Origin of the sequence: Chryseobacterium sp. CP-77, assembly GCF_036362765.1 — a bacterium.
GTDB lineage: Bacteria > Bacteroidota > Bacteroidia > Flavobacteriales > Weeksellaceae > Chryseobacterium > Chryseobacterium cupriresistens.
Genome location: NZ_CP143637.1, coordinates 4,574,339 through 4,595,605 on the forward strand (window position 1 = coordinate 4,574,339; position 21,267 = coordinate 4,595,605).

Here is a 21,267-nt window from a genome sequence, read left to right on the forward strand (position 1 = left end):
CGGATAAAGGTACAAAAAATTGATGAACAAAATTTAATAAATGCTGGTTATAACTGGTCTGGCAGCACTTTATCGTCTTTATTATACTATTTTTGAGATCCTTTATCTGCCCTTATCCATCCACCCGGATTCGAATTTTTCAATTGAAATCAGATTTTTTTATAAACTGGAATTATAATATCCGTTTTCTACGCAGAAGCGGATAAGATGAAGTTTGGTTTTTAATCCCAGCTTTTCTGTAAGTCTGTTGATGTAGGTGTCAATTGTTCTGGTACTGAGATTGAGTTTTTCTGCAATTTCTTTATTGCTGAATCCTTCATAACAGAATCTCATGAGCTGTATTTCAGATGGGGAAAGCTCTTCCTGTCCTTTTTTCTGCCTGTCCATATATTCCTGTACGGCTAGCGGCTGCTGTTCCCATTCTTTGGAATAAGCCTGATAGTCGAAGTCGTCAGAGGCAATACTTCCTTTAATAATATCCTTTATAATGGTGCTTTTTTTCTGACAGTAATAGATATTGGGAATCTTTGAAAGGATTTCCGCCATATCTTCCTGATAAGTGCCGGAATACGTAATAATAGGGGTTTCAGTATTGTTTTTTCTGATGTACTTAATAGCTTCAATTCCACTTAATACCGGCATGAAGAGCTCAATAATGAACACATCTTCCTGTCTTCTGTAGATTCTGTTTACCAGCTCATGCCCATTGTTACAATCATTCAGAAGCATATAGAAAGGATTTTCCATAAGTGTTTTGATCATTATTTTTTTAAAATAAAAATCACTGTCAGCAATGGAAAAACGTACGGTATTAGATAATATTTTACTCATTCTTAATATCGATTTGGCGAATGATATTTAAAATTCAGAGGTCTAATTTATGAAAAACTTATCAAAGTGAAAATTAATATTAATTTAATCAGGGTTTTCACGAAACAGGGTTGGGGAAATTACGTATTGTGCATAAAAATTTTTTTTTATATTTTCACAGGCCAAACAAATCGCAAATTATGTCTTCTAACAGGGAAAAAAAATTAAACAAATCTGACGTCAGAACGGGCATTTGGAAGTTTATTCTGTCATTTGTCGTTTTGTCGGTTGTATCTTTTGCTTGCTTATTTCTCTTCTTTAAGAGTTATGATATACAGCGGGAAGGAATTAGCCGTGAAGCTGAAGCGTATAAAGAACTGATGCTTCGAAGCGACGTGCTTAAGGATCACATTGATGATATTTACGACAAAATGAACCAGCTTAGCATCAATAAGGTGGAGAATGAGGTATTTCTGAGAACCAGTATTATGGATAATGTGAGAGATGCCAAAAATATTATGGGTAAAGACAGTGTACAGAGCTTTAAACATTATGCCGTACTGATGAAGCAGATTGTACCGATGATGAATTTAAAAGCAAAGATCATCGAAGTAGAGTATCAGAAAAAAACCGTTTTACGGGATCTTGATGAATGCATGGGCAAGATTAAAGTAACCAATAATGAACTTCGGAAAGACCCTACGAGAAATTTCACAGGAAGTAGAAGAAGAAGATAAAAAGAAAAGATATGCAAGGACAAATCACATTATCGAAGAAAGAAAGGCATTATCAGTTTTTTTATTTAATACTGATGTTGGTGACTGCCATGTTATTTTTGGGAGTGATCTTTTTAAAAGGATTTGAATCCCCTTTTTCTGATGAAGATGTAAGAGGTATTCAGAATCTTGAGCAGAAAGCCGAATTTGAACAACACCAGAAAGTTGTTCTTCCCATCATGGACAGTACCTATACCATGATTACAAAACTTACTGATGACGGACCACAACCTTTTATCGAAAACAATATCCAGCTGGGCGTAAACGACCTTAACAGCTATTTCAACAGTACTGATGTTGTGGATATCCGTAAAGATGCCTATCCGCAGATCGCGAAATTCTATAAAATGTATTTTGATGACAAAAAAGTCATTTCAACAACCTCTGAAGACATTAAAATTTTCCAGAAACAGGTGGATGAATGCAGAATCGGATTTAAAGATAAGCAGAATAAGCTTTATCAGCGCGAGCAGGATCTGAAAGCAAGAATGCAGTAAGCAAATAAATACTAGGAACATACATAAAACACATCACAATTACTAACTATGAATTATTTTCAAAAGAACAAGAAAAACATTATTATCGGTGTTATTGCAACTTTGCTGATCGCAGCATTGGTTGCTCTGTGGCTGCAGAAAAAGGTAATACATTCAGCAGATGATATTGTTGGGGTGGTTTATCCGTCTTCACTGGCGGTAGGAGACACGCTTTTATTCGAAGATAAAACCCAGTTTGCCAAAACCAAGAGATGGAATTTCGGAGATGGGACAACTTCAGATAAAAACAGTGGTATTCACTTCTATAATAAACCGGGATATTATCAGGTGATTTTGATCGTCGACAACAAGTACACGAAATCTTTCCCTGTAATGGTAAGCGCAAGAAGCGTTCAGAAACCAAAAGATACTGCAACGGCAAAAACAACGATCGAAGCCGTAAGTCAGGCAATGCAAAATGAAAACGTGACCTTCCGTGCTATTTCCGATGCAAAACAGTTTGCATGGAAATTCGGTGAGTCCGGAAATACAGATGCTAAGGATAAATTTACCATCTATTCCTATAAAAAACCTGGGGAGTATCTGGTGACTCTTTACACAGAACAAAGCCAGGATCCTATCTATCACCGTATCAAAATTCTTCCGGCTTATGATGCTCTTGCTGAAGATGAAGTTTCAGTGGAAGACTCTTATGCCAAAGTAGACAATGATTTTAAATATCACCTGCAGCAGATTGCCAACGGAAACAGTTTCAATATGCACTACAATTACCTGCTGAAAACCTATCTGTGTAACAATGAAAATACAGTGGTAAAAGTAAATGACAGCAAAGTGAATAACTTCTACATGTATTGTGCAGGCCTTCAGTTTGACAAAAATACAGTGATTCAGACGGTAAAAGTAAACCTGGACGACACACAGAACTGTGTAACTAAAGTAGATATTAATCAAAGCAAATAATTTTGTCCGGTCTTACGGATGTACCAATCATAAAAAGATTAAATAGGATGAAAAATAAATTTCCTCTAGCAGCATATTATATAGGGTTAACAGTATTATTGACGAGTTGCCAGGTAAAACTGCCGTCAAAGAAAACCCCGGAGCCTTCACAGTATGGGCAGGTGGATGCATCCCCTGTCGTTAACGGCTATCCGAAAAAGTCAGTGCCATGGATCGTTATTTCAGACCGATCAAGAAATACGGCATATCTGGATAAAGATGATGAGAAGTCTTACAAAGAAGTAAAATTCCTTGAACCTTTAATGGTTTTAAAACATAGAGACGGAATGGTAAAAGTAGCGGAATATGTTCCGGATGCTTTAATGAAGAAAGTTTCGTCAAAATCGATCAAAACATATGGCTGGATTCAGGAGTCTGATCTCCTTCTCTGGAATAACGCTTTAAAAAGTGAAAAGACAGGTTATCCTGTAAGAGTGGCAGTAGTACCTAATAACAGCGAAGTCATCAGAAATGCTGAAAGATACTATAAAAACGACTCTATTATGGTGTTCAACTCACCAAGCCTTATTGAAACAGCCAATGTAAAAATTCCTAACGGACAAATTGTATATGTATACAAGATGGCCGAAAATAACAAACGTTTTCTGGTAGGTAAAAAACCGTCTGTTGATATGGACAGTATCAACAAAGGACTTTACGGCTGGGTAAGCTCCAATGTAATCTCCACCTGGGGAGAACGTTCCGCTATCAGACTTAAAAATACAACAGGAATTACCGATACAACGCTGGGAATTCATGAAGGACATCCGGGTGGATCAGCATCGGATGCGTCCAACAAAACAGCTATTCTTCTTACCGATGTGAATAAGAGAACACAGCTGGAAAATATCTTCCCGGTAAATCTTCCTTTAGAAGAGGCTCCAACACCTGATACCAAGACAAAATATTTCACCAATATTTTAGATTACAGTAAGAATTTCGTATCCAATGTACTGGGTGAACCGATTTATTTCGACCGTTACAGAGAGATCACGGAAAAAGATAAAAACATCAATATTGTTTTTGCATTAGATGTAAGTGCCGGTAATGCGCCTTATGCACCTATTGTAAAATCATTGTTACAGGATCTTCAGCTTAGGTTTGAAAAGCCTTCTTATTTTAGCAATGTTAAATATGGAGCGGTTTTATACAAGAACAATCCTTGCGGAGATAATGTTTCTGTCTCCAGCTTAAGCACAGATTACAGTAAGATTTCATCATTTATTGATCAGAAAACGAATGAAATGAACTGTGCCAGCAATAGCGGCTATCAGCCGGTAGGAGAGGCTCTTACGGCAGCAGGAAACCTTCTTTCCAATGTTCCTGATGAAACCAATATTGTTGTTACTGTAGGAACTTCTGCCAACCAAAGCGGAAATATGTACAGTGTAATCAGTTCTCTTACCCAGGCTCAGGCAAGACTGATCATGTTCCAGACCAGTGCAAGATCATCCGATACCTACAATGATTTTGTATTAATGGCGGAAAATGTGGTGACCAATACAGCCAAAAATATTGCCGAACTTAAAAAACAAAAGATCATCAACCAGAATGATGTGCTTACCAAGAATAATTTCAGCCTTGTGGAAGGAGATACAGGATTCTTCTCTTTAGCTTATCCTAAACAGAGTATGTCCCAGGGATTCGTTATTTTCCCCAAGAAAGGAGACATTACGACTCCGGGATTCCTGAAAAAATCTGTTGACAGCCTTATTGCGCAGGTTACTCTGGATAATCAGACTATTGATAAATCTCTTAATGAATACTTCCATTCATCCGTAGGAGCGGGTAGAACAGATGTGGATTTAAAATATAAATATCTGTATCCGGGACTTACCAATCCGGTTTCTGCAGGAATTGCCGCACAGCTGATCAACTATGGAAGCCCATTCCTTGTAAAAGGATATATTCCAAAAGATCTGAAAGAGTTTACTCCGGCAATAGAAAAGGGAATTCTTATTTCTGAATCGGAATATGATAACTTAAAAGCTTTCTACACGGAAGTATACAGAAATACTCAGGCAGACCGTGCAGATTTTAATCAGGGAAGAGCTATTAAAGAGTATGTTAAATTACTGAAGAAGTACAATCCTACAATAAAATTCTTAGATAAAGGAGCACTTTATGAGCTGCCAATGTCTTATGCGATCGGAATGAGTACCGGATTTGATCTTTCTGAAGAAGAACTGATGGCTAAATATAAGCTGAAAGGTTGGAAAAAATCAAAAGTAGTTCCTAGTGAAACAGTAAAAAATTATTTCCAGCACTATAAAAACTTAGCGGACAGAATGCTTGCCAACAGAAACAACCCGGCTGTAAAAATTCAGCAGAACGGGCAGACTTTCTACTGGCTTAATGAGTACTTTACTCCATCCAGAATTCCAACAGAACAACCGGAATATACAAAGCATTAAAAACATTTTTTTGTTATATCAAAAGCAGGAGTATATACTTCTGCTTTTTTTTGTAGTATAAAGAAAGATCAACCAACCTTAAATCTTAAATTTTTAAACTTTGAACCCTTGTTATTTCTCTTTGATGTGTAAAATTATTTTTTATCTAAAAAAAGAGAAATAATTTAAAACGCTGTATTTATGGTTATTATAATAAGGTTGATAAATCCATTGTCGTAGAATTACGACAAGAAATCGTAGAACTACTACAAATTCTCAGATTTATAGAGAAAAGTTTTTTTTAGCGGAAAAGAGCCTCTATATTTGCTAACACAATCACCGAATCACAAAATATTACTAACGATTAAATTTACTAATCATGGCCGAAAGAAATTCAAGAGGAATCTTAAAATTCAATAATGGAGAAGGGCAAAAGCTGTTAAAAATGAATTACAGCGTTTCCAGATCTACAGATGTTTCAGGACGTGTAGCATCAGATCCTTCCAACGCATTAATCAAGGTTACCGTAGAAGCTACTGAAAAATCAGATATCCTTGAAAGCTTGCTGAACGGTAAATATAAGCCAACTGTAGGAGAGATTACTTTTAACAAATCTCACGAAGAAGGAACATTGATTACACTGAAATGGCAGAACGGATATGTAATCCAGCATCAGGTAGATTTCGACGCCATCGACAGCAACAGTATGCTGATCAGCTTCGTAGTAAGTGCGGAGACAATCGACTATGGTACTTCTCAATACGCCGGGCTATGGCCATCCAGCTAAATACTGACACACATTATCAACATTCATAAGAAGAAAGACTGTCCCTATTTAAGACGGTCTTTTTTTGCCTGAATGAAAAATTATGACCTGAGAATTTTATTTTATAACGTGTTTATATAATGTTTGTTATATAAAATATTGTTATCTTTAATACTAAACACAAACACAAAGCATATGAAAACCGAATCAAAGACCAAAGGATCTTCTTTCCGTCCATCTCAGAATGCAGACGGGATATCCGAGAATCATCACGCAGGGATCAACCGGCTGGTCAAATTATCACTGGTTGTAGAAGGTAAAATTATTAAGTACTATAAGCATTTCACTCTTAAACAGAAGGCGGGTCACCACCACGAATTCAACCTTGTTCTTGCACACGATGCATTGGGAGACCGGCAGAGCCATACCCTTGAGGAAGCCAACAAATTTTTAGGAAAACGTCTTACAGCTGTTATTTCCTACAAAGATATTGAGAAAAGTCCGGAAAGGAATTTTGTTGGGGTTATTACCAAAGTAGGATTCAGTCAGGAAAAAATGAGTCTGGGAAATATTGTACTTTCCGGATACAGCCCGACGATCCTGCTGGACGGTGCTCCGCATATCCAGAGCTTTGGCGGCAGCCAGCCCGTTAATATGGGAATCATAGCCAAAGAAGTAATACAACAGGGAATAGATAAAGAACGGTTTGATATAAGAGTCGATACCAATGATTATTCCCAGATCATTTACAGCAGCCAGTATAACGAAACCCATTATAATTATCTGTCGAGAATGGCAGAAGCTTATGGAGAACAATTTTATTATGATGGTGAAGTTTTGCATTTTGGAAAGCTTCCTCCACAAAATAAGCCTATAAAATTATTATATGGGAGCAATGCTGATAATATCAGGGTAGAGCTCAAAGCAGCTCATACAAAACCTCAGTATTATGGCTATAACAGCAGTAAACATGAAAAACTGACTTCCGGGGAAACTCCAGTTGACCATTTAGGTGATCTGGCCCGTACCGCATATAGTCATAACAATAAAATATATAAAACTCCGGCACTGCAGGTTGCACCTATTAAAGCAACAACACACCTGGATGTGGAGCATTCTCAAAGAAGCGCGTCAGGAAGTGAAGCGGTTAATGTATTTTCGGTTTCAGGATCTACAACCGTTCCTTTTTTGCATCCCGGATGTATTGCTGATATTCATATGAGAAAACCGGACAGCAGTGAAACATCTTATTTTACGAAGGTTATGGTGACCGAAGCCGTTCATGAAATTGATACGATCGGACATTACACAGGAACTTTCGAATCCATTGCCGCAGACACGGGTTTTCTGCCCAAACCGGAATTTACGGTACCGGCTGCCCAGCCACAAATTGCAACGGTAATTTCCAATACCGATCCGGAAGGGCAGGGAAGAGTTCAGGTAAGATTCGACTGGCAGATGAATGATACCACTCACTTTGTAAGAGTAATGAGCCCCGATGCAGGAGGAACCGATCAGATCACTCAAAACCGTGGTTATGTAGCTATTCCCGAGGTAGGCGATCAGGTGATGGTTAATTTCGTGCATAGTCATCCGGACAGACCATTTGTAATGGGAGGAATGTTTCATGGCGGAATAGGCCTTGGTGGAGGTGCAGACAATCGTGTAAAATCTATACAAACGCGAAGCGGCCACAGAATCGTTTTTACAGAAGACGAAAGCATTATTATTACAGATAAAAGCGGAAATGAAATCCATCTGGATACAACCGGAAGTAATATCAACATTACAGCACCGGAAACCATGACCCTGAACTGTAAGAATATGAACATCAATGTAGGAGAGAATATGACGACGACAGTGGGAATGAATAAGTCTGATAGTATTTCAATGAATCATACGGAGAGTGTGGGAATGATGAAAAACCTTTCTGTAGGCGCCAATTTCATGACGAATGTTGTGGGTAGTTTAATGGAATTTGTTAAAGGAAATAGAGAATCCAAAGCAAAAGAAGTAAAAGAAAATTCTAAAAGAAGAGAAATTATTTCTCAGGAGAATAATGATATTCATGCACAGAATCAGTTTAATAATAATAGTGGTGAAAATTCAAAAATGCATTAAATCATGTCTATTATACGAATTACTGAAGGTGAAAATATTACAGCAATAGAACAAAATTGGACAGTTTTTACTGATCATTTTGAAGCGTATGCTGGAAATAACAGCCATTTTACAGCTAAGAATGGTACTTTTATCGGGGAGCCGAAAAAAGATAAGTCAGAAGAAAAAAAATATTTTGTAGAAGGAAAATGGTATTCAGATGCTGAAGGTAAAAATCTAATAACCGAGGCAGCTATAGGCCAGGTTGTATATTTTCATATAAAAACGCAAAATATTACAGATCCTGATGCAAAAGTAACCTTACAATTATATGATGACGATGGAGGGCTTGGGGGAGAACCTGATCCAATAAATGTAAGAGAAGTCAAAGAAGATGGAAGTCCTGGTGCTCTGGTTACTGAGAAACAGGTAATCAATAATAAAATTGTCTATAATCTCACTTTAAGTGATGGCTTGGCAAGTTTTATTGAAAATGATTTTGGAGATAATATTGAGCTTTATTTTGAATGCAACTATAAAGAAGATTTAAATATTAAGCTTCCATTAACATCTGATTTTTATCTTAATGTTGAAATCTGCGATAAAAATGTAGTGCAAAGCTTCAATAATAGACAATATGGAAGTTGTGATTTTTATCGTTTTAGGTATGATGATTTCATGCGTCGTCATAAACATTGTGGACACACTCCTCCTGTATATTATTTTGGAGAGATGAGAGAACTAAGTTTCTGGAGTGCAATAGATGATATCAAAGAATGGTGGACCCCAAGTCTCACTGAAGAAATGAAACAAGTAAGTATTTCAGTAAATGAGGTAGAAAAACAGGGGAATAAGTATAAACCTGTTCCTTCAAGCAGCTATGGATTTAAATATTGCACTCGTTTTTCTAGAATTCTTATGCCCAAGCTAACTTCACGCGGTAAAGCATGGCTTACAGAAGCCAGATATAAGCTGCAGGAATATATGGAAAAAGGTGTCATTGACAAAAATTATATCGCAACATATGATACAGTTTTGCCTGAAGGATTAGAAGATAATTTCAACGATCATTTTAAACCCACTTTATTTGAAAGAATTCAATACAGGAATGATCCCCGAAAGTTAGAAGAAATTAAAAAGAATAATATAGAAAAATATTATACTGATATAGAGATAGATAATGAACGTTTTCAGGAGTTTGCATTTGCTACCCATCCAGATGCTTATGACCCACTAAAAATGAGATATTTGCCAGCGGATGATTTATTAAAGGTAATGTCTACACCAGATATGAAAGAATGGTTGGGAGCTGCTACATGGAAACAAGCATTAATTATGGCAAGAAATTTAGATTATTGTGAAATAACTGAAGTGACTTTAGAACGATTTTTCAAAAAATACGTATTAGGAAATGATGAATTTAAATAATATAAAAAAGATAATTTGTATTATACTTTTAATCAGTATTAATTATGGATGTTCACAAACCACAAAGCTAGGGCAAATGAAATGGATCTCAAAATATGACTTTTTTGATTTATATAAGAAAAATATAAATAATGGAAATTTTGGTCCTGAGACTGGCCTGAAATTAACAACTTTAAAGTTTTTAAATGAAAACACTATTTTCTTAGCCGGAAGTAAAGATTTACATAGTTTTTACAATAAACCTGGATACTCAGCAGTATTGTTTGTTTCAACAGACAAAGGAAAGAGTTACCAGGAAATTACTTTTCCGGAAGAATATGTAACATTTATTTCTCCTTCAGATAAATATACTCTAATTGAGACAGGTAGCGGTGGTAATAGCCAATCTGGGAAAGTAGTGCTTTATCTCATGAATAATCATACGTTAGAATATAAAAAAATTGATGAATATTCTTCTAAATCTGAAATTATGTATTCGCAGTTTAATGGTGAAAATGTTGTTTATTCAGAAAATGATAATCAAAAAATATTAAATCTTCTGACAAAAGAAGAAGTCGAATTACCGGAGTATTTGAAAAAAACACCTTTTATTCTGAAAAAAGATAATACAGTCACTTCTTTATTGAAAGATGAAATACAAGAATATAATTTAAAAACCAAACAACAAAAAGTCATCAAAAAATTAAAAAGTAATTATGATGTTCTGTATTATGAAAATGAGGAATATTTATTAGGAAAGTCTGGAAGATTTAAAACTGAAATGACAATTTATAATCAGAATGAAGGCGAGCTATTTGTGGAGAATGAAAAAACAATAGAGTATTACCGCTACAGAAACTTCGCTTGCTATTTCAAAGAAACCCGTCCTTATGTTACATTCTATTATTCTTATGATTATGGTAGAACGTGGAATGAATATCATGCAAAAGATTTTTTTACTACTACTATTCCTAAAGGCTTCTATAAAGATCAGCTTATTGTTTTGGATGTAGCATTTTATGATAAAAATGATAATAGCCACATTATTGTAGGAGAGTTTCAGAAATAGAATATTTCATATGTAGTGTTAATAATTATGAAAGAATTAATTTATATCGTATCGATATGTAGTTAATTTTCATTGTTAGGATGCAAAAGTAAAGAGCAAAAATTTTTGGATAATCATAAAGTAATTCTTTATGAGACTAAGGAAGCAGAAGATTTTATTAATACTGCAAACATAAAACCTGACGAAGCAAAACAGATTCAAGCAGCTTTTGCTATAAAAAATAATAAGAAACCTGAATCTTATAGCTTCTTTATAATAGACAATAATTATGTTTTTACCTCTTATTTTCATCCGAAAGTTCCAGAAGCTTCAACAAGTGGAATATGGGTTGATAGTAAAACGGGGATTGCAAAATATATTGAAACTGGAATATGGTTAAGAGCTTACAAACCTTATCTTGAAAATGGTGAATCCTATCCTTTTCAATAAAAACTTAACCATACTATTCAAGTAGGGGGGGTAATTTGCCATAAAAATGGACCTTCAAAATCAGTCTTAAAACAAAAAACACCGTTGTTACTTCTCTAATTGAAGAATTAACTATCTTTATATCGTTTAGAATAAAATAATTAATTTTAGCATCACAAAAAGAACGATTTTTTATGTCTTGGTAAAAGGAATGAAAAATAAAGATCAAAATCATCAAATCTGCATAATAAACAGAACGCAAATATATTAATATAAGAAAATTATAAATGGGAGTACTAGTAACCAACGAAACAGTAAAGCAACTATTTCACATTGCTCAGTCGATAGCGAAGGAAAACTATAATGGAACTTATGGAGGCCCGCATATTCTGCAGGCTTTAATGCATAAAGATATCGGCCTTAATGAATTTCTGAAAAGTATAGATAAAGATCCGGGTTATTTCTATGAATGGGCAGATGTCCGTATCGAAGAATATCCGAAAACCAGCCATCTTCCGGATGAAGTAGGACAGGATGAAGCGGTAGATACCCTTATTGAAGAGGCTGATGATATCCGTTTAAAACTAGGACTGGATGAGATTACTCCTATCTGCATCCTGACAGCCATTGTAAAACCACAGGTTGTATTTTCTCTTCAGCAGTTAAAATCACTTCAGTTGAGAGAACATGAGATCTTCAATCTGTACAGAAAAGATACTCCGTTTACTGTTTCAGAAGATGGAGATTTTTCATCATTATTTTCAAATGGTTCAGCAGATTATTCAGACTCTTCCTTTCCTTCCATTAAAAGCTATTGTGTAGACAGAACGGCGCAGGCGAGAAAAGGAGAAATCGAAAATATCATCGGCAGGGACAAAGAACTCAGAATGCTGGTGGAAATCCTTTGCCGAAGAAGCAAACCGAATGTGATCATCATCGGAGAGCCGGGAGTAGGAAAAACAGCTTTGGTAGAAGGTTTTGCTACAGAAATTATTAAAGGAAATGTTCCTGAAATGCTTAAAAACGGTACCCTTTTAGAACTGGACACCGGAGCATTATTAGCAGGAACTTCTTATAAAGGTGAAATTGAAGACCGCCTGAAAAAAGTAATCAATGAATGTAAGAAAATTGAAAAAGCCATTCTCTTTATTGATGAAATCCACACCCTTTTAGATCCGAAAGGAAGCATCGGAAACGTTGCCAATCTCCTTAAGCCTGAACTTGCGAGAGGTGAAATTACCGTAATCGGAGCTACAACGCAGGAAGAATACAGAAAAATTATAGAGCCGGAACAGGCTTTCAACCGTCGTTTTGAAGTGTTAACCGTTCTTGAACCGGATGAGAAAACCTGTGTCAAAATGATTGATGTCCTATTGGAAGGCTACAAAAAACACCATGGTATTGAAGTGGAAAAAACAGCCCTTCCCGAATGTGTACGTCTGGCAAAAAGATATGCCAAAGGTAAAAAATTACCGGATGCCGCTATTGACTTATTAGACAGAACAATGGCAGCCATCAAAATGCTTGATGAACTTTCCGAAAAAGAACTTGAAAGCTGGAAAGAAAGTTATGATGCGATTTTAACAGAAGAATATGCCGACAGCAAAGATAAAGCGGATGAACTGATCTGGACTTACAACCTGCTGAGAGACAAAATAAGCCCGATTCTCTGGGGATCACTGAGTGAGCAGCCGTCCATCGACAACTCTATGCCGGTAGATCAGATCCAGAAGATTATTGAAGATACTTACGCAGAACTTTTACAGCATGCCGCCAAAAAAAGAGAAAAAGTTGACAGATTGGAGCTTGCTGCTGTAATGGCTGCCAAAACCAATATCCCAATCGGGAAAATCCAGGCTCAGGAAAAAGAAAAACTCCTGAATATGGAATCTCTTCTGTTGAACAGAGTCGTAGGACAGGACCATGCATTGAAAATCCTTTCCGATGCTATTGTTGAAAACCGAAGCGGATTGAACAAACCGGGACAGCCTATCGGATCCTTCTTCCTTCTTGGACCTACCGGAACCGGTAAAACAGAGCTGGCAAAATCAATGGCAGAATTACTGTTCAATGATGAGAAAGCCATGGTACGCTTTGATATGTCAGAATTTAAAGAAGAGCATTCCGCAGCTTTGCTATACGGAGCGCCTCCGGGATATGTAGGATACGAAGAGGGTGGTATGCTGGTAAATAAAATCAGACAACAGCCTTATACCGTTGTGTTATTTGACGAGATTGAAAAAGCTCACCATTCCGTTTTTGATGTATTCCTTCAGATTATGGATGAAGGAAAAGTTCATGATAAATTAGGTAAAGAAGGAGATTTCAGCAATGCGCTGATCCTGTTTACCTCCAATATCGGAAGTGAAGAGATTGTAAAACAGTTTGAAGAAGGAAAAATTCCGGAATCATCTTCACTGATGCAGATTATGTCAAACTCCGGACGATTCAGACCTGAGTTTCTGGCAAGAATTACAGAGATCATTCCTTTTGCACCGATCACGGAATCTATTGCAGAAAGAATTTTTAACATTCAGCTGAAGTCACTTCATACTTCATTAACAAGATTGGGAATTGCTTTAAAAATTACTGATGAAGCGGTTAAAAACCTTGCATTAGGAGGATTCAGCAGCAAATATGGAGCAAGACAGATCTCTGGAGTCATCCGTGCACAGCTTGCAAGACCGATCTCTAAAATGATTGTGAGAGAAGAAGTAAAATCCGGCCAGACGATTCATGTAGACTGGAATAAAGACGAGGAAAAACTAAGCTGGAAAGTAGATTAAGTATAAAGCAAAGGGGTATTTGCAGCCAGCTTTTACCCTTTTGCCTATAAATAAAATTAAAATGAAAACAATTGTCAGAAATATCTTTACAGGTTTTCTATTATTAGGATCCGTGATTATGATCAACGGACAGTTTCTTGCTGCTTCCGACACCTCGGAAAGCAGTGTGAAAAAATATAAGGGTATCATTAATGCCAATAAAGATCTTGTAGAATTTATTGAACAGTTACTCCTTCAGAAAGGCCTTCCCAAACATTTGCGAAACCTGGCCCTGATTGAGTCCCATTTTGACAGAAATATTACCTCAGGAGCCGGAGCAGTAGGGATCTGGCAGTTTATGACAGCCCATGCCAACCAATACGGACTTACTGAGCAGGGACGTACCGATATTTATAAAAGTACCAAAACAGCTGCTATTTCACTGAGTAATCTTTATAAAAAGTACAATAACTGGGTGACAGTAGTCGCTGCTTACAACTGCGGAGAAGGAAATATTGCCAAAGCGATGGAAGCTGCAGGTTCTACCCAATACCATGAATTTTATAAATACCTTCCGGGAGAAACCATTAATCATGTAAAGAAATATCTTAATGCATGCTATGCAACAGGAGAACTTCAGAGTGTACTGAATAATTATAACTCTGCAAGAATCAATAAGATTTTCTTCCAGGGAGACCGGAAAGAGACTGCTGCAGCGCTTTCAGAAACGGAGATCAATGCAGGATTCAACCTGAACGTAGTTGCCGCTGAACTGAATGTAGAAGTGGATAAAATTCTTGCCTGGAATCCCGGAATTATGGAAGAGCTTCAGAAAAAAGGAGAAAGCCCCTTCTATCTTCCGATGGATCTGATGCCGGACTTTCTGCTAAGAAAAAATAAAATATTGGTTCGCTCCCTAAAAGAAGGAGGAAAAATTCAGCAGTAAAATATACCAATGAAATAAAAAGCAATCATCAAAACTGATTGCTTTTTTTATGGTATAATCTGTTAAAAATACGCCAATGTTTTATTAATATAATCTTAATATTTCTCAATGATGTGGAAAATTGTTGATTTTCCATGCTTGTTTTTAATGAGTTAAAATCCTTTGTTAATAAGGTTTGTGGTAGGTTTTTTAAATCCAATGTCGTAGAATTACGACAAGAAATCGTAGAATTACTACAAATTTTCAGATTTCCATTCAAAAGCTTTGTTTAGCGGAAAAGAGCCTCTATATTTGCTAACACAATCACCGAATCACAAAATATTAACGATTAAAATTTACAATCATGGCCGAAAGAAATTCAAGAGGAATCTTAAAATTCAACAACGGAGAAGGACAAAAGCTGTTAAAAATGAACTACAGCGTATCAAGATCTACAGACGTTTCAGGACGTGTAGCATCAGATCCTTCCAACGCATTGATCAAAGTTACAGTAGAAGCTACTGAAAAATCAGACATCCTTGAAAGCTTACTGAACGGTAAATACAAACCGACCGTAGGAGAGATTACTTTCAACAAATCTCACGAAGAAGGAACACTGATCACTTTGAAATGGGAAAACGGATACGTAATCCAGCACGAAGTAGACTTCGACGCTATCGACAGCAACAGCATGCTGATCAGCTTCGTAATCAGCGCTGAAACCATCGACTACGGTACTTCCCAGTACGCAGGACTATGGCCTTCAGCAGGTAAATAAGCCTATTCATCATCTTAGTAAAAATAAAATTGGTACAGAACAGCCCTTGTAAAAGTTTGCTGTTCTGTTTTCTGCTTTACAATAAGTTTCAGATAAGTATCACTTACGGAAATCAATATCTGGAATTTGCAAAGCCTGTAATGATACCTACAGCATCAATTCAACATTTATTAACTTAAAAACACGTAACACTATGTTTCAAGATGATAAAATTACAGTAAAGAATTCTCAGCAATCTATCAGCCAGGATACAGAGACGATAAAAAAAACTGCGCAGGAAAATGCGGTTACGAAAGCAGAGGAAAAGGTAAACCAGGCAGGGAATAAAATAAAAAAGACAGCAGAAGCGGCACAGCATTTAAACTCAGCACAGGAAACAGGAAAGTTTCTGAATCAAACGCTGGTTTCTAACGACCCTTCCGTTGTTGAGACAAAAGTATGGGCCAAACAGCCTACTTCAAAAATACATAATGCAGAAGCGATTTCTCAGAGCTATATAGCAGGAATCAACCGGGTTATCAAGCTTGATGTAATCATAGAAGGTGAGATTATTAATCATTTCAAGCATTTTAAGCTGGTACAGAGTGCTACCAGGCACCATGAGTTCAGTCTGATGCTGGCCCATGACACTTTGGGTAAACCGGAAAATCACAATCTGGAAGAAGCTCAGAAGTTTTTAGGAAAAAGAATCACAGTTGTTTTCAAATATAAAGATATTGAGAAAGGAGCCGAACGTAATTTTGTAGGAGTGGTTACAGAAGTAGGCTTCAGCCAGGAGAAAGGAAGCCTTGGAAATATTATCATCAAAGGCTACAGTCCAACTGTACTTCTGGATGCAGCCCCTCATATTCAAAGCTTTGGAGGAAGCCAGCCTGTAAGTTTGAACAGTATTGCTGATCAGGTAATTAAAGAAGGGCTGGGACAGCATAAATTTGATTTCAGAGTAGATGCTCAGCATGGAAATATATCGTATAGCTCACAGTATGAAGAAACCCATTATAATTATCTCGCAAGAATGGCAGAAGCGTATGGAGAGCAGTTTTATTATGATGGAGAAGTTCTGCACTTCGGAAAGCTGCCGCCACAGGAGAAACCTGTCAGGCTTACTTACGGAAGCAGTGTAAGTGATATAGCCATCAAAATGAAAGCCCAGCATGTAAGTCCTACTTTTTATGGTTATAACAGCAGTAAAAATGAGAAGCTGACAGCTGGCAGTTCAAAAATTAATCATACTTCAGATATTGCAAGACGTGCTTACGAAATATCAGAAAAAACTTTTACCACTCCTTCTTTGAGAGTGGCGCCTATTAAAGCATCTTCCTTTATGGATATTAATGCTTCCCAGAAGGGAACCGCAGGAAGCAAGGCTGCAGAAGTTTTCGTTACTTCGGGAACTACAACAGTTCCTTTCTTATATCCGGGATGTATCGCAGATATCGAAATGCGTAAAACAGAGAGTAATGAAACCTCTTATTTTACAAAACTGATGATTATTGAAGTTTCTCACGAAGTGGATGCCAGAGGCTATTATGATGGCAAATTTGAAGCAATTGCAGCAGATACAGGATTTATTCCTCGTCCCGAATTTCAGATGCCCAAAGCAGAAGCCCAGTTTGGAAAAGTAATTTCAAATACAGATCCTTTAAATCAGGGAAGAGTACGTGTGCAGTTCGATTGGCAAAGCGGACCTGATACTACTGAATTTGTCCGCGTAATGACCCCGGATGCAGGAAGTAGTGATAAAGTAAGTAAGAACAGAGGATTTATGGCTGTTCCGGAAGTGGGAGACCAGGTTATTGTCAATTTTGTACATCAGCACCCGGACCGTCCGTTTGTGATGGGAGGAATGTTCCATGGGGGAATAGGTGGCGGTGGCGGAGCCGGTAACAATATCAAAAGTCTGAGCAGCAGAAGTGGAAATAAATTAGAATTAAATGATGGTGAAGGCTCTGTATTTCTGACGGATCAGGGCGGGGCTAATATGAAGTTTGACGGGGCAGGAAATGCCCAGACTAATGCCAATAACAATAAAACGGTTAACGTAGGAAATAATAATACGGTAAATGCCGGCAGTACAAATTCTATTAATGTCGGAGGAAAAGAAGGCGAGGCAGCCAATTCAGTCCTGACAATGGACGCAGCCGGAAATATTGCTCTGGAAGGAAAAACAAAAATTGAATTAAGAGTTGGTGAAAACAGTATCACAATCACTAAAGAAGGGATTACTATCTCTGCAAAAGAAGGAATGCTGGATTTGAATTCATTAAAAAATGCATTACTGGTAACACAGGATAACCTGAGTATTCACAGTAAAGCAGTCACTTCAATGAATGCTACAGGAGATATATTTATTACCGGAAGTAATGTTGATATCAACTGATGTCGCGAATATATTCTAAAACGTATTAAAACATGACTTTGGAACCGAATAAAGTTGAAAAAAATGACCAGCTGGCAGGATTCAAATATGCCTGGTATAAAAAAAGAGAATATAATATCAATATAAAATCCTATCTTACTTTAGGAACAGGAAAAGCCAACCAGACGGAAATAGAAGAAGACTGGGTAGTAATACCGGGAGAATATAATCATATTACCATACAGTCTTCTACCCAGCGATATATTCAGGCAGACGGGCAGATGCAGCCATTTTATGAAATTCTTGAAAAAATAAATAAAGCGACTGAGGTTGTTGAATTATCTTTAAATACAGATAAAAGTATCCACGAAGTAACCAATAAAAATGAAATTGTAAGCAGGTGGGAAGAGATAAAGAAGGATCTGCATTTTTTTGAGCTGGTAAAAGAAAGTTATAAGGTATTTATTCAGATCTATGATAAAGAATTTAACAATATAGATCGTAATATCAGACAAAACTTTTTGTATCAGATCATGTTTTATCCTTTACCGGCATTCAGCGGGGGAAGTTTTACAGATGAAATTCCTGTAAGAACAGCTTTGTCAACCCTTTTCCCGGGAGAAGAACTTGAATATAGTTCCTCGTATAAAATTTTAAAAAATAAAGAAGGAGGCTTCACTGTGAAACTGGATGGAAAAAGTAAAGGAAATCAGTCTCGCTTTGAAAGTATTTATAAAGATAAATATCAGAGAACGCTCGGAAATGCTTTGGAATATAAGTATGCCATCGAGGGAGAGTATATTTATAATAAAGATTCTGTACTATCAGAGGTCATATTTCATGTGAAAGAAGAACTGAATGAAAAGATGATCTATGTATGCAGGTACCATATAAGGTTAAGTGAAAAATAACAATTAATACGATCACTATGAGTCAATTATATATCGCACAGGATACTCCGCTTACTTGTAGTAAAGGCCGAAGACTTATAGGAATTGGAGTCAGTTCTCAGTCTTCCGTAAAATTGAAAAAAGGAGCTAAGCTGATGGCCACGGAAAAGGACCGTTTTAAAGACAATTTTATCTGTCCTGAAATGATGATGGCAGGAGCATTAGCAGGGGTAGCAGTAGCGGCAGCTTTCTCCGGTGGACTTTTTGTTTTAGCGGCAGCAGCCTGGGCAGGAAGTGCCCTCATAGATGACTGCCTCAATATCTGTTCATTTTTATGCAAGGGAAGCGACTGGCAAAATACCCATCCAAAAGTGAAAATTGAAAATAAAAAACCTCTGTTGCAAAATTCCAGTCTACACTGTTTCATAGGAGGTAAAATCACCTTTCATTTACCTGTTGCCCAGCTGCAGGAAGCCTCTATTGCCAGTAGAATGGCCCAGGATTCTTACGAAGATAATAACGGGAATAATACAAGTATTGATGGGTACACGCGAATCAATACAGATGATCAGGCTGAGCTGGACAAGCTGTTTGGTCCGGGCGTGTTAACCAGCAAAGATTTCAATACCAATAAAGATAACGGTTTCTTTTCCTCTTTATATTATAATAAAGAAACAGGAGATTATTTTGTGGCATTCAGGGGATCAGAACCTAAAGGAATGCAGTTTTATCATGACTGGTTCATCGAAGATGGAGGACAGGCGCTTGGTTTCGCAACGCCTCAGATAGAAAAAACGAGAATGCTTGCTGAAAAAATGGATAATGCGACCGGAGGAAAAGTGAAATTTACCGGACATTCATTAGGAGGAGGAAACAGTGCCATGGCTTCCTATTACACAGGACTTCCGGGATATACCTTCAATGCAAGAGGAGTACATGGCAATACACTTGATTATCTTGATAAAAAAGGAGCCGTAAAATCAACTTCCGGAATTATCAATTACAGTACAAGTAATGATATTCTTAACGGGCTGCAAAATAACAGGGAAGGTCTGCTCTCTACATTAGCTTTATCCAGAATTCCGGGGCTCAATAAAATTGCAATTTTCGGAGGTCTTACAGGAGGTGTTCCGAGAGCGCTTGGAGAACAGAATGAAATCTTCGGGTACATTGAGGATAATGAAGGGCTTGGCCTAAAAACCATTGGAAGCGGACATAGCGCATATAATGATGCGTTTCAGGCGATGCTGGCCACTATAAATACTGATGTTGTAGCTAATAATATATAATATGAAACCATTTATTTTAATAATACTTTCTATCATGACACTTTTTTCCTGTTCAGATTTTAATCTTAGGTCGCGTAAAAACGAAAATAGAAATCAATATCCTCCTTCAAGAATGTTTACAGGAGACGGTTTATCAGCTGCCCAGAAAATGTTTGATGGAGATCTGAAAGGCATGGAAGAAATTATTAAGGAAAAAAATATTGATATCAATAAATTACAGGAGAACACAGGGTATACCTTACTGATGTATGCTTCTATTATTGAAGATTTGAAAGCCATGGAAAAGCTTTTAGAGCTGGGAGCTGATCCCAATATTATAGTACCTCATGAAGGTTTTGAGTCTCCTTTGAATCATGCTGTAGCACTTAATAATTACGAAATGCTGCAATTACTTTTCAAATATAAAGCCAGTCCTAACCCGGCTGTAGGGAATTCCCCGTTATCTGATGCAATGACCCTTGGAGGTGAGGAAAGTACCGAAAAGAAAATGATTGATTACTTACTTCAGAACGGCGCTGACATCAATAATGTTTCTTATAACGGAAACAACATTATGGAAAGTGCCGCCAGGGATGATCTGGATATGGCAGAATACTTTCTGTCCAAAGGAGGGTTGCCTAAAATAAAAGGAACAGACCTTTGCCCAATGGCAGAGTATATTCAGTATAAGGAAAAGCAGAAAAGTGACCGTAATCTGCCAGACTCTCCTTATTATCAAAAATTATTCGGAATTAAAAAACAACTGGTTGATCAATATAATGTAGCGTTCCCGTATAAGAAAGACACAATAGAAGAAGCAAAACTTAGAATAAGACAGTATGAATCTTTAAGTTCTAAAGACAAGCTATCCGTGAATTTCAAAAAAAATTACGGTGAAAATCTTTATCAGGAAGATTTAAACAGAGTTAAAGGAAAATGACAGTGTTCATAACATGATTATTCCGGACGATTTTTTGTCTTTGATGGGGGAAATATTTTAATTTCAAAGTTTTCCTTATTTTTATGTAACGTATTTATAACCAGTGTTTTGATTTAA

Annotated in this window: 17 protein-coding genes; 16 read left to right on the forward strand and 1 reads right to left on the reverse strand. The window is 36.9% G+C overall.

What is annotated here, in order from left to right; genetic code table 11:
- Window positions 1-159 precede the first annotated feature (159 nt).
- On the reverse strand, window positions 160-831 hold the full coding sequence (locus tag V0410_RS20590) for a response regulator transcription factor (protein WP_047429454.1): 672 nt from the start codon (window positions 829-831) through the stop codon (window positions 160-162).
- Window positions 832-1,010: 179 nt separating this feature from the next.
- On the opposite strand from V0410_RS20590, the gene tssO reads away from it, so the two are divergent.
- The 16 genes from tssO (at window position 1,011) to V0410_RS20670 (ending at window position 21,150) form a co-directional block, all read left to right on the forward strand.
- The gene (gene tssO, locus V0410_RS20595) at window positions 1,011-1,547 is read left to right on the forward strand and encodes a type VI secretion system TssO (RefSeq protein ID WP_110011659.1); all 537 of its coding nucleotides are present in this window, start codon (window positions 1,011-1,013) and stop codon (window positions 1,545-1,547) included.
- Between the two features lie 11 nt (window positions 1,548-1,558).
- Window positions 1,559-2,083 carry a type VI secretion system transmembrane protein TssO gene (locus tag V0410_RS20600; RefSeq protein WP_110011660.1) on the forward strand — a complete coding sequence of 175 codons (525 nt, stop codon included), beginning with the start codon at window positions 1,559-1,561 and terminating at the stop codon, window positions 2,081-2,083.
- 48 nt (window positions 2,084-2,131) lie between these two features.
- Entirely contained in the window at window positions 2,132-3,043 is a 912-nt protein-coding gene (locus V0410_RS20605) for a PKD domain-containing protein (RefSeq protein ID WP_110011661.1), read from the forward strand.
- 47 nt (window positions 3,044-3,090) lie between these two features.
- Window positions 3,091-5,496 carry a type VI secretion system protein TssR domain-containing protein gene (gene tssR, locus V0410_RS20610; protein WP_330745445.1) on the forward strand — a complete coding sequence of 802 codons (2,406 nt, stop codon included), beginning with the start codon at window positions 3,091-3,093 and terminating at the stop codon, window positions 5,494-5,496.
- 358 nt (window positions 5,497-5,854) lie between these two features.
- Entirely contained in the window at window positions 5,855-6,262 is a 408-nt protein-coding gene (gene tssD / locus V0410_RS20615; protein ID WP_110011663.1) for a type VI secretion system tube protein TssD, read from the forward strand.
- 174 nt (window positions 6,263-6,436) lie between these two features.
- Window positions 6,437-8,362: a type VI secretion system Vgr family protein gene (locus V0410_RS20620; protein WP_330745446.1), complete on the forward strand. Its 1,926-nt coding sequence runs from the start codon at window positions 6,437-6,439 to the stop codon at window positions 8,360-8,362.
- A 3-nt stretch (window positions 8,363-8,365) separates the two neighbouring features.
- Window positions 8,366-9,769 (forward strand): hypothetical protein, encoded by a 1,404-nt coding sequence (locus V0410_RS20625; protein WP_330745447.1) that lies wholly within the window; start codon window positions 8,366-8,368, stop codon window positions 9,767-9,769.
- Window positions 9,753-10,817: a hypothetical protein gene (locus tag V0410_RS20630; protein WP_330745448.1), complete on the forward strand. Its 1,065-nt coding sequence runs from the start codon at window positions 9,753-9,755 to the stop codon at window positions 10,815-10,817. The genes V0410_RS20625 and V0410_RS20630 overlap by 17 nt, the downstream gene beginning before the upstream one ends.
- Before the next feature lie 105 nt (window positions 10,818-10,922).
- Window positions 10,923-11,246, forward strand: coding sequence for a hypothetical protein (locus V0410_RS20635; protein ID WP_330745449.1), 324 nt, complete (start codon window positions 10,923-10,925; stop codon window positions 11,244-11,246).
- Between the two features lie 266 nt (window positions 11,247-11,512).
- Window positions 11,513-14,011, forward strand: coding sequence for an ATP-dependent Clp protease ATP-binding subunit (locus V0410_RS20640; protein ID WP_330745450.1), 2,499 nt, complete (start codon window positions 11,513-11,515; stop codon window positions 14,009-14,011).
- Window positions 14,012-14,072: 61 nt separating this feature from the next.
- Window positions 14,073-14,936, forward strand: a complete 864-nt coding sequence (locus tag V0410_RS20645) for a lytic transglycosylase domain-containing protein (protein ID WP_330745451.1) — start codon at window positions 14,073-14,075, stop codon at window positions 14,934-14,936.
- Between the two features lie 343 nt (window positions 14,937-15,279).
- The gene (gene tssD / locus V0410_RS20650; RefSeq protein WP_062675331.1) at window positions 15,280-15,693 is read left to right on the forward strand and encodes a type VI secretion system tube protein TssD; all 414 of its coding nucleotides are present in this window, start codon (window positions 15,280-15,282) and stop codon (window positions 15,691-15,693) included.
- Between the two features lie 193 nt (window positions 15,694-15,886).
- On the forward strand, window positions 15,887-18,073 hold the full coding sequence (locus V0410_RS20655; protein ID WP_330745452.1) for a type VI secretion system Vgr family protein: 2,187 nt from the start codon (window positions 15,887-15,889) through the stop codon (window positions 18,071-18,073).
- Between the two features lie 32 nt (window positions 18,074-18,105).
- Window positions 18,106-18,963, forward strand: coding sequence for a hypothetical protein (locus V0410_RS20660; protein ID WP_330745453.1), 858 nt, complete (start codon window positions 18,106-18,108; stop codon window positions 18,961-18,963).
- Window positions 18,964-18,980: 17 nt separating this feature from the next.
- Complete coding sequence (locus tag V0410_RS20665) at window positions 18,981-20,231, forward strand: PAAR-like protein (protein WP_330745454.1); 1,251 nt, start codon at window positions 18,981-18,983, stop codon at window positions 20,229-20,231.
- A gap of 1 nt (window position 20,232) precedes the next feature.
- Window positions 20,233-21,150: an ankyrin repeat domain-containing protein gene (locus V0410_RS20670; RefSeq protein ID WP_330745455.1), complete on the forward strand. Its 918-nt coding sequence runs from the start codon at window positions 20,233-20,235 to the stop codon at window positions 21,148-21,150.
- Window positions 21,151-21,267: the final 117 nt, after the last annotated feature.

What these genes read in the sequence shown, in the direction of transcription:
- V0410_RS20590 (WP_047429454.1), bottom strand. Translation starts at nt 831, where the DNA reads ATGAGTAAAATATTATCTAATACCGTACGTTTTTCCATTGCTGACAGT.
- tssO (WP_110011659.1), top strand. Translation starts at nt 1,011, where the DNA reads ATGTCTTCTAACAGGGAAAAAAAATTAAACAAATCTGACGTCAGAACG.
- V0410_RS20600 (WP_110011660.1), top strand. Translation starts at nt 1,559, where the DNA reads ATGCAAGGACAAATCACATTATCGAAGAAAGAAAGGCATTATCAGTTT.
- V0410_RS20605 (WP_110011661.1), top strand. Translation starts at nt 2,132, where the DNA reads ATGAATTATTTTCAAAAGAACAAGAAAAACATTATTATCGGTGTTATT.
- tssR (WP_330745445.1), top strand. Translation starts at nt 3,091, where the DNA reads ATGAAAAATAAATTTCCTCTAGCAGCATATTATATAGGGTTAACAGTA.
- tssD (WP_110011663.1), top strand. Translation starts at nt 5,855, where the DNA reads ATGGCCGAAAGAAATTCAAGAGGAATCTTAAAATTCAATAATGGAGAA.
- V0410_RS20620 (WP_330745446.1), top strand. Translation starts at nt 6,437, where the DNA reads ATGAAAACCGAATCAAAGACCAAAGGATCTTCTTTCCGTCCATCTCAG.
- V0410_RS20625 (WP_330745447.1), top strand. Translation starts at nt 8,366, where the DNA reads ATGTCTATTATACGAATTACTGAAGGTGAAAATATTACAGCAATAGAA.
- V0410_RS20630 (WP_330745448.1), top strand. Translation starts at nt 9,753, where the DNA reads ATGATGAATTTAAATAATATAAAAAAGATAATTTGTATTATACTTTTA.
- V0410_RS20640 (WP_330745450.1), top strand. Translation starts at nt 11,513, where the DNA reads ATGGGAGTACTAGTAACCAACGAAACAGTAAAGCAACTATTTCACATT.
- V0410_RS20645 (WP_330745451.1), top strand. Translation starts at nt 14,073, where the DNA reads ATGAAAACAATTGTCAGAAATATCTTTACAGGTTTTCTATTATTAGGA.
- tssD (WP_062675331.1), top strand. Translation starts at nt 15,280, where the DNA reads ATGGCCGAAAGAAATTCAAGAGGAATCTTAAAATTCAACAACGGAGAA.
- V0410_RS20655 (WP_330745452.1), top strand. Translation starts at nt 15,887, where the DNA reads ATGTTTCAAGATGATAAAATTACAGTAAAGAATTCTCAGCAATCTATC.
- V0410_RS20660 (WP_330745453.1), top strand. Translation starts at nt 18,106, where the DNA reads ATGACTTTGGAACCGAATAAAGTTGAAAAAAATGACCAGCTGGCAGGA.
- V0410_RS20665 (WP_330745454.1), top strand. Translation starts at nt 18,981, where the DNA reads ATGAGTCAATTATATATCGCACAGGATACTCCGCTTACTTGTAGTAAA.
- V0410_RS20670 (WP_330745455.1), top strand. Translation starts at nt 20,233, where the DNA reads ATGAAACCATTTATTTTAATAATACTTTCTATCATGACACTTTTTTCC.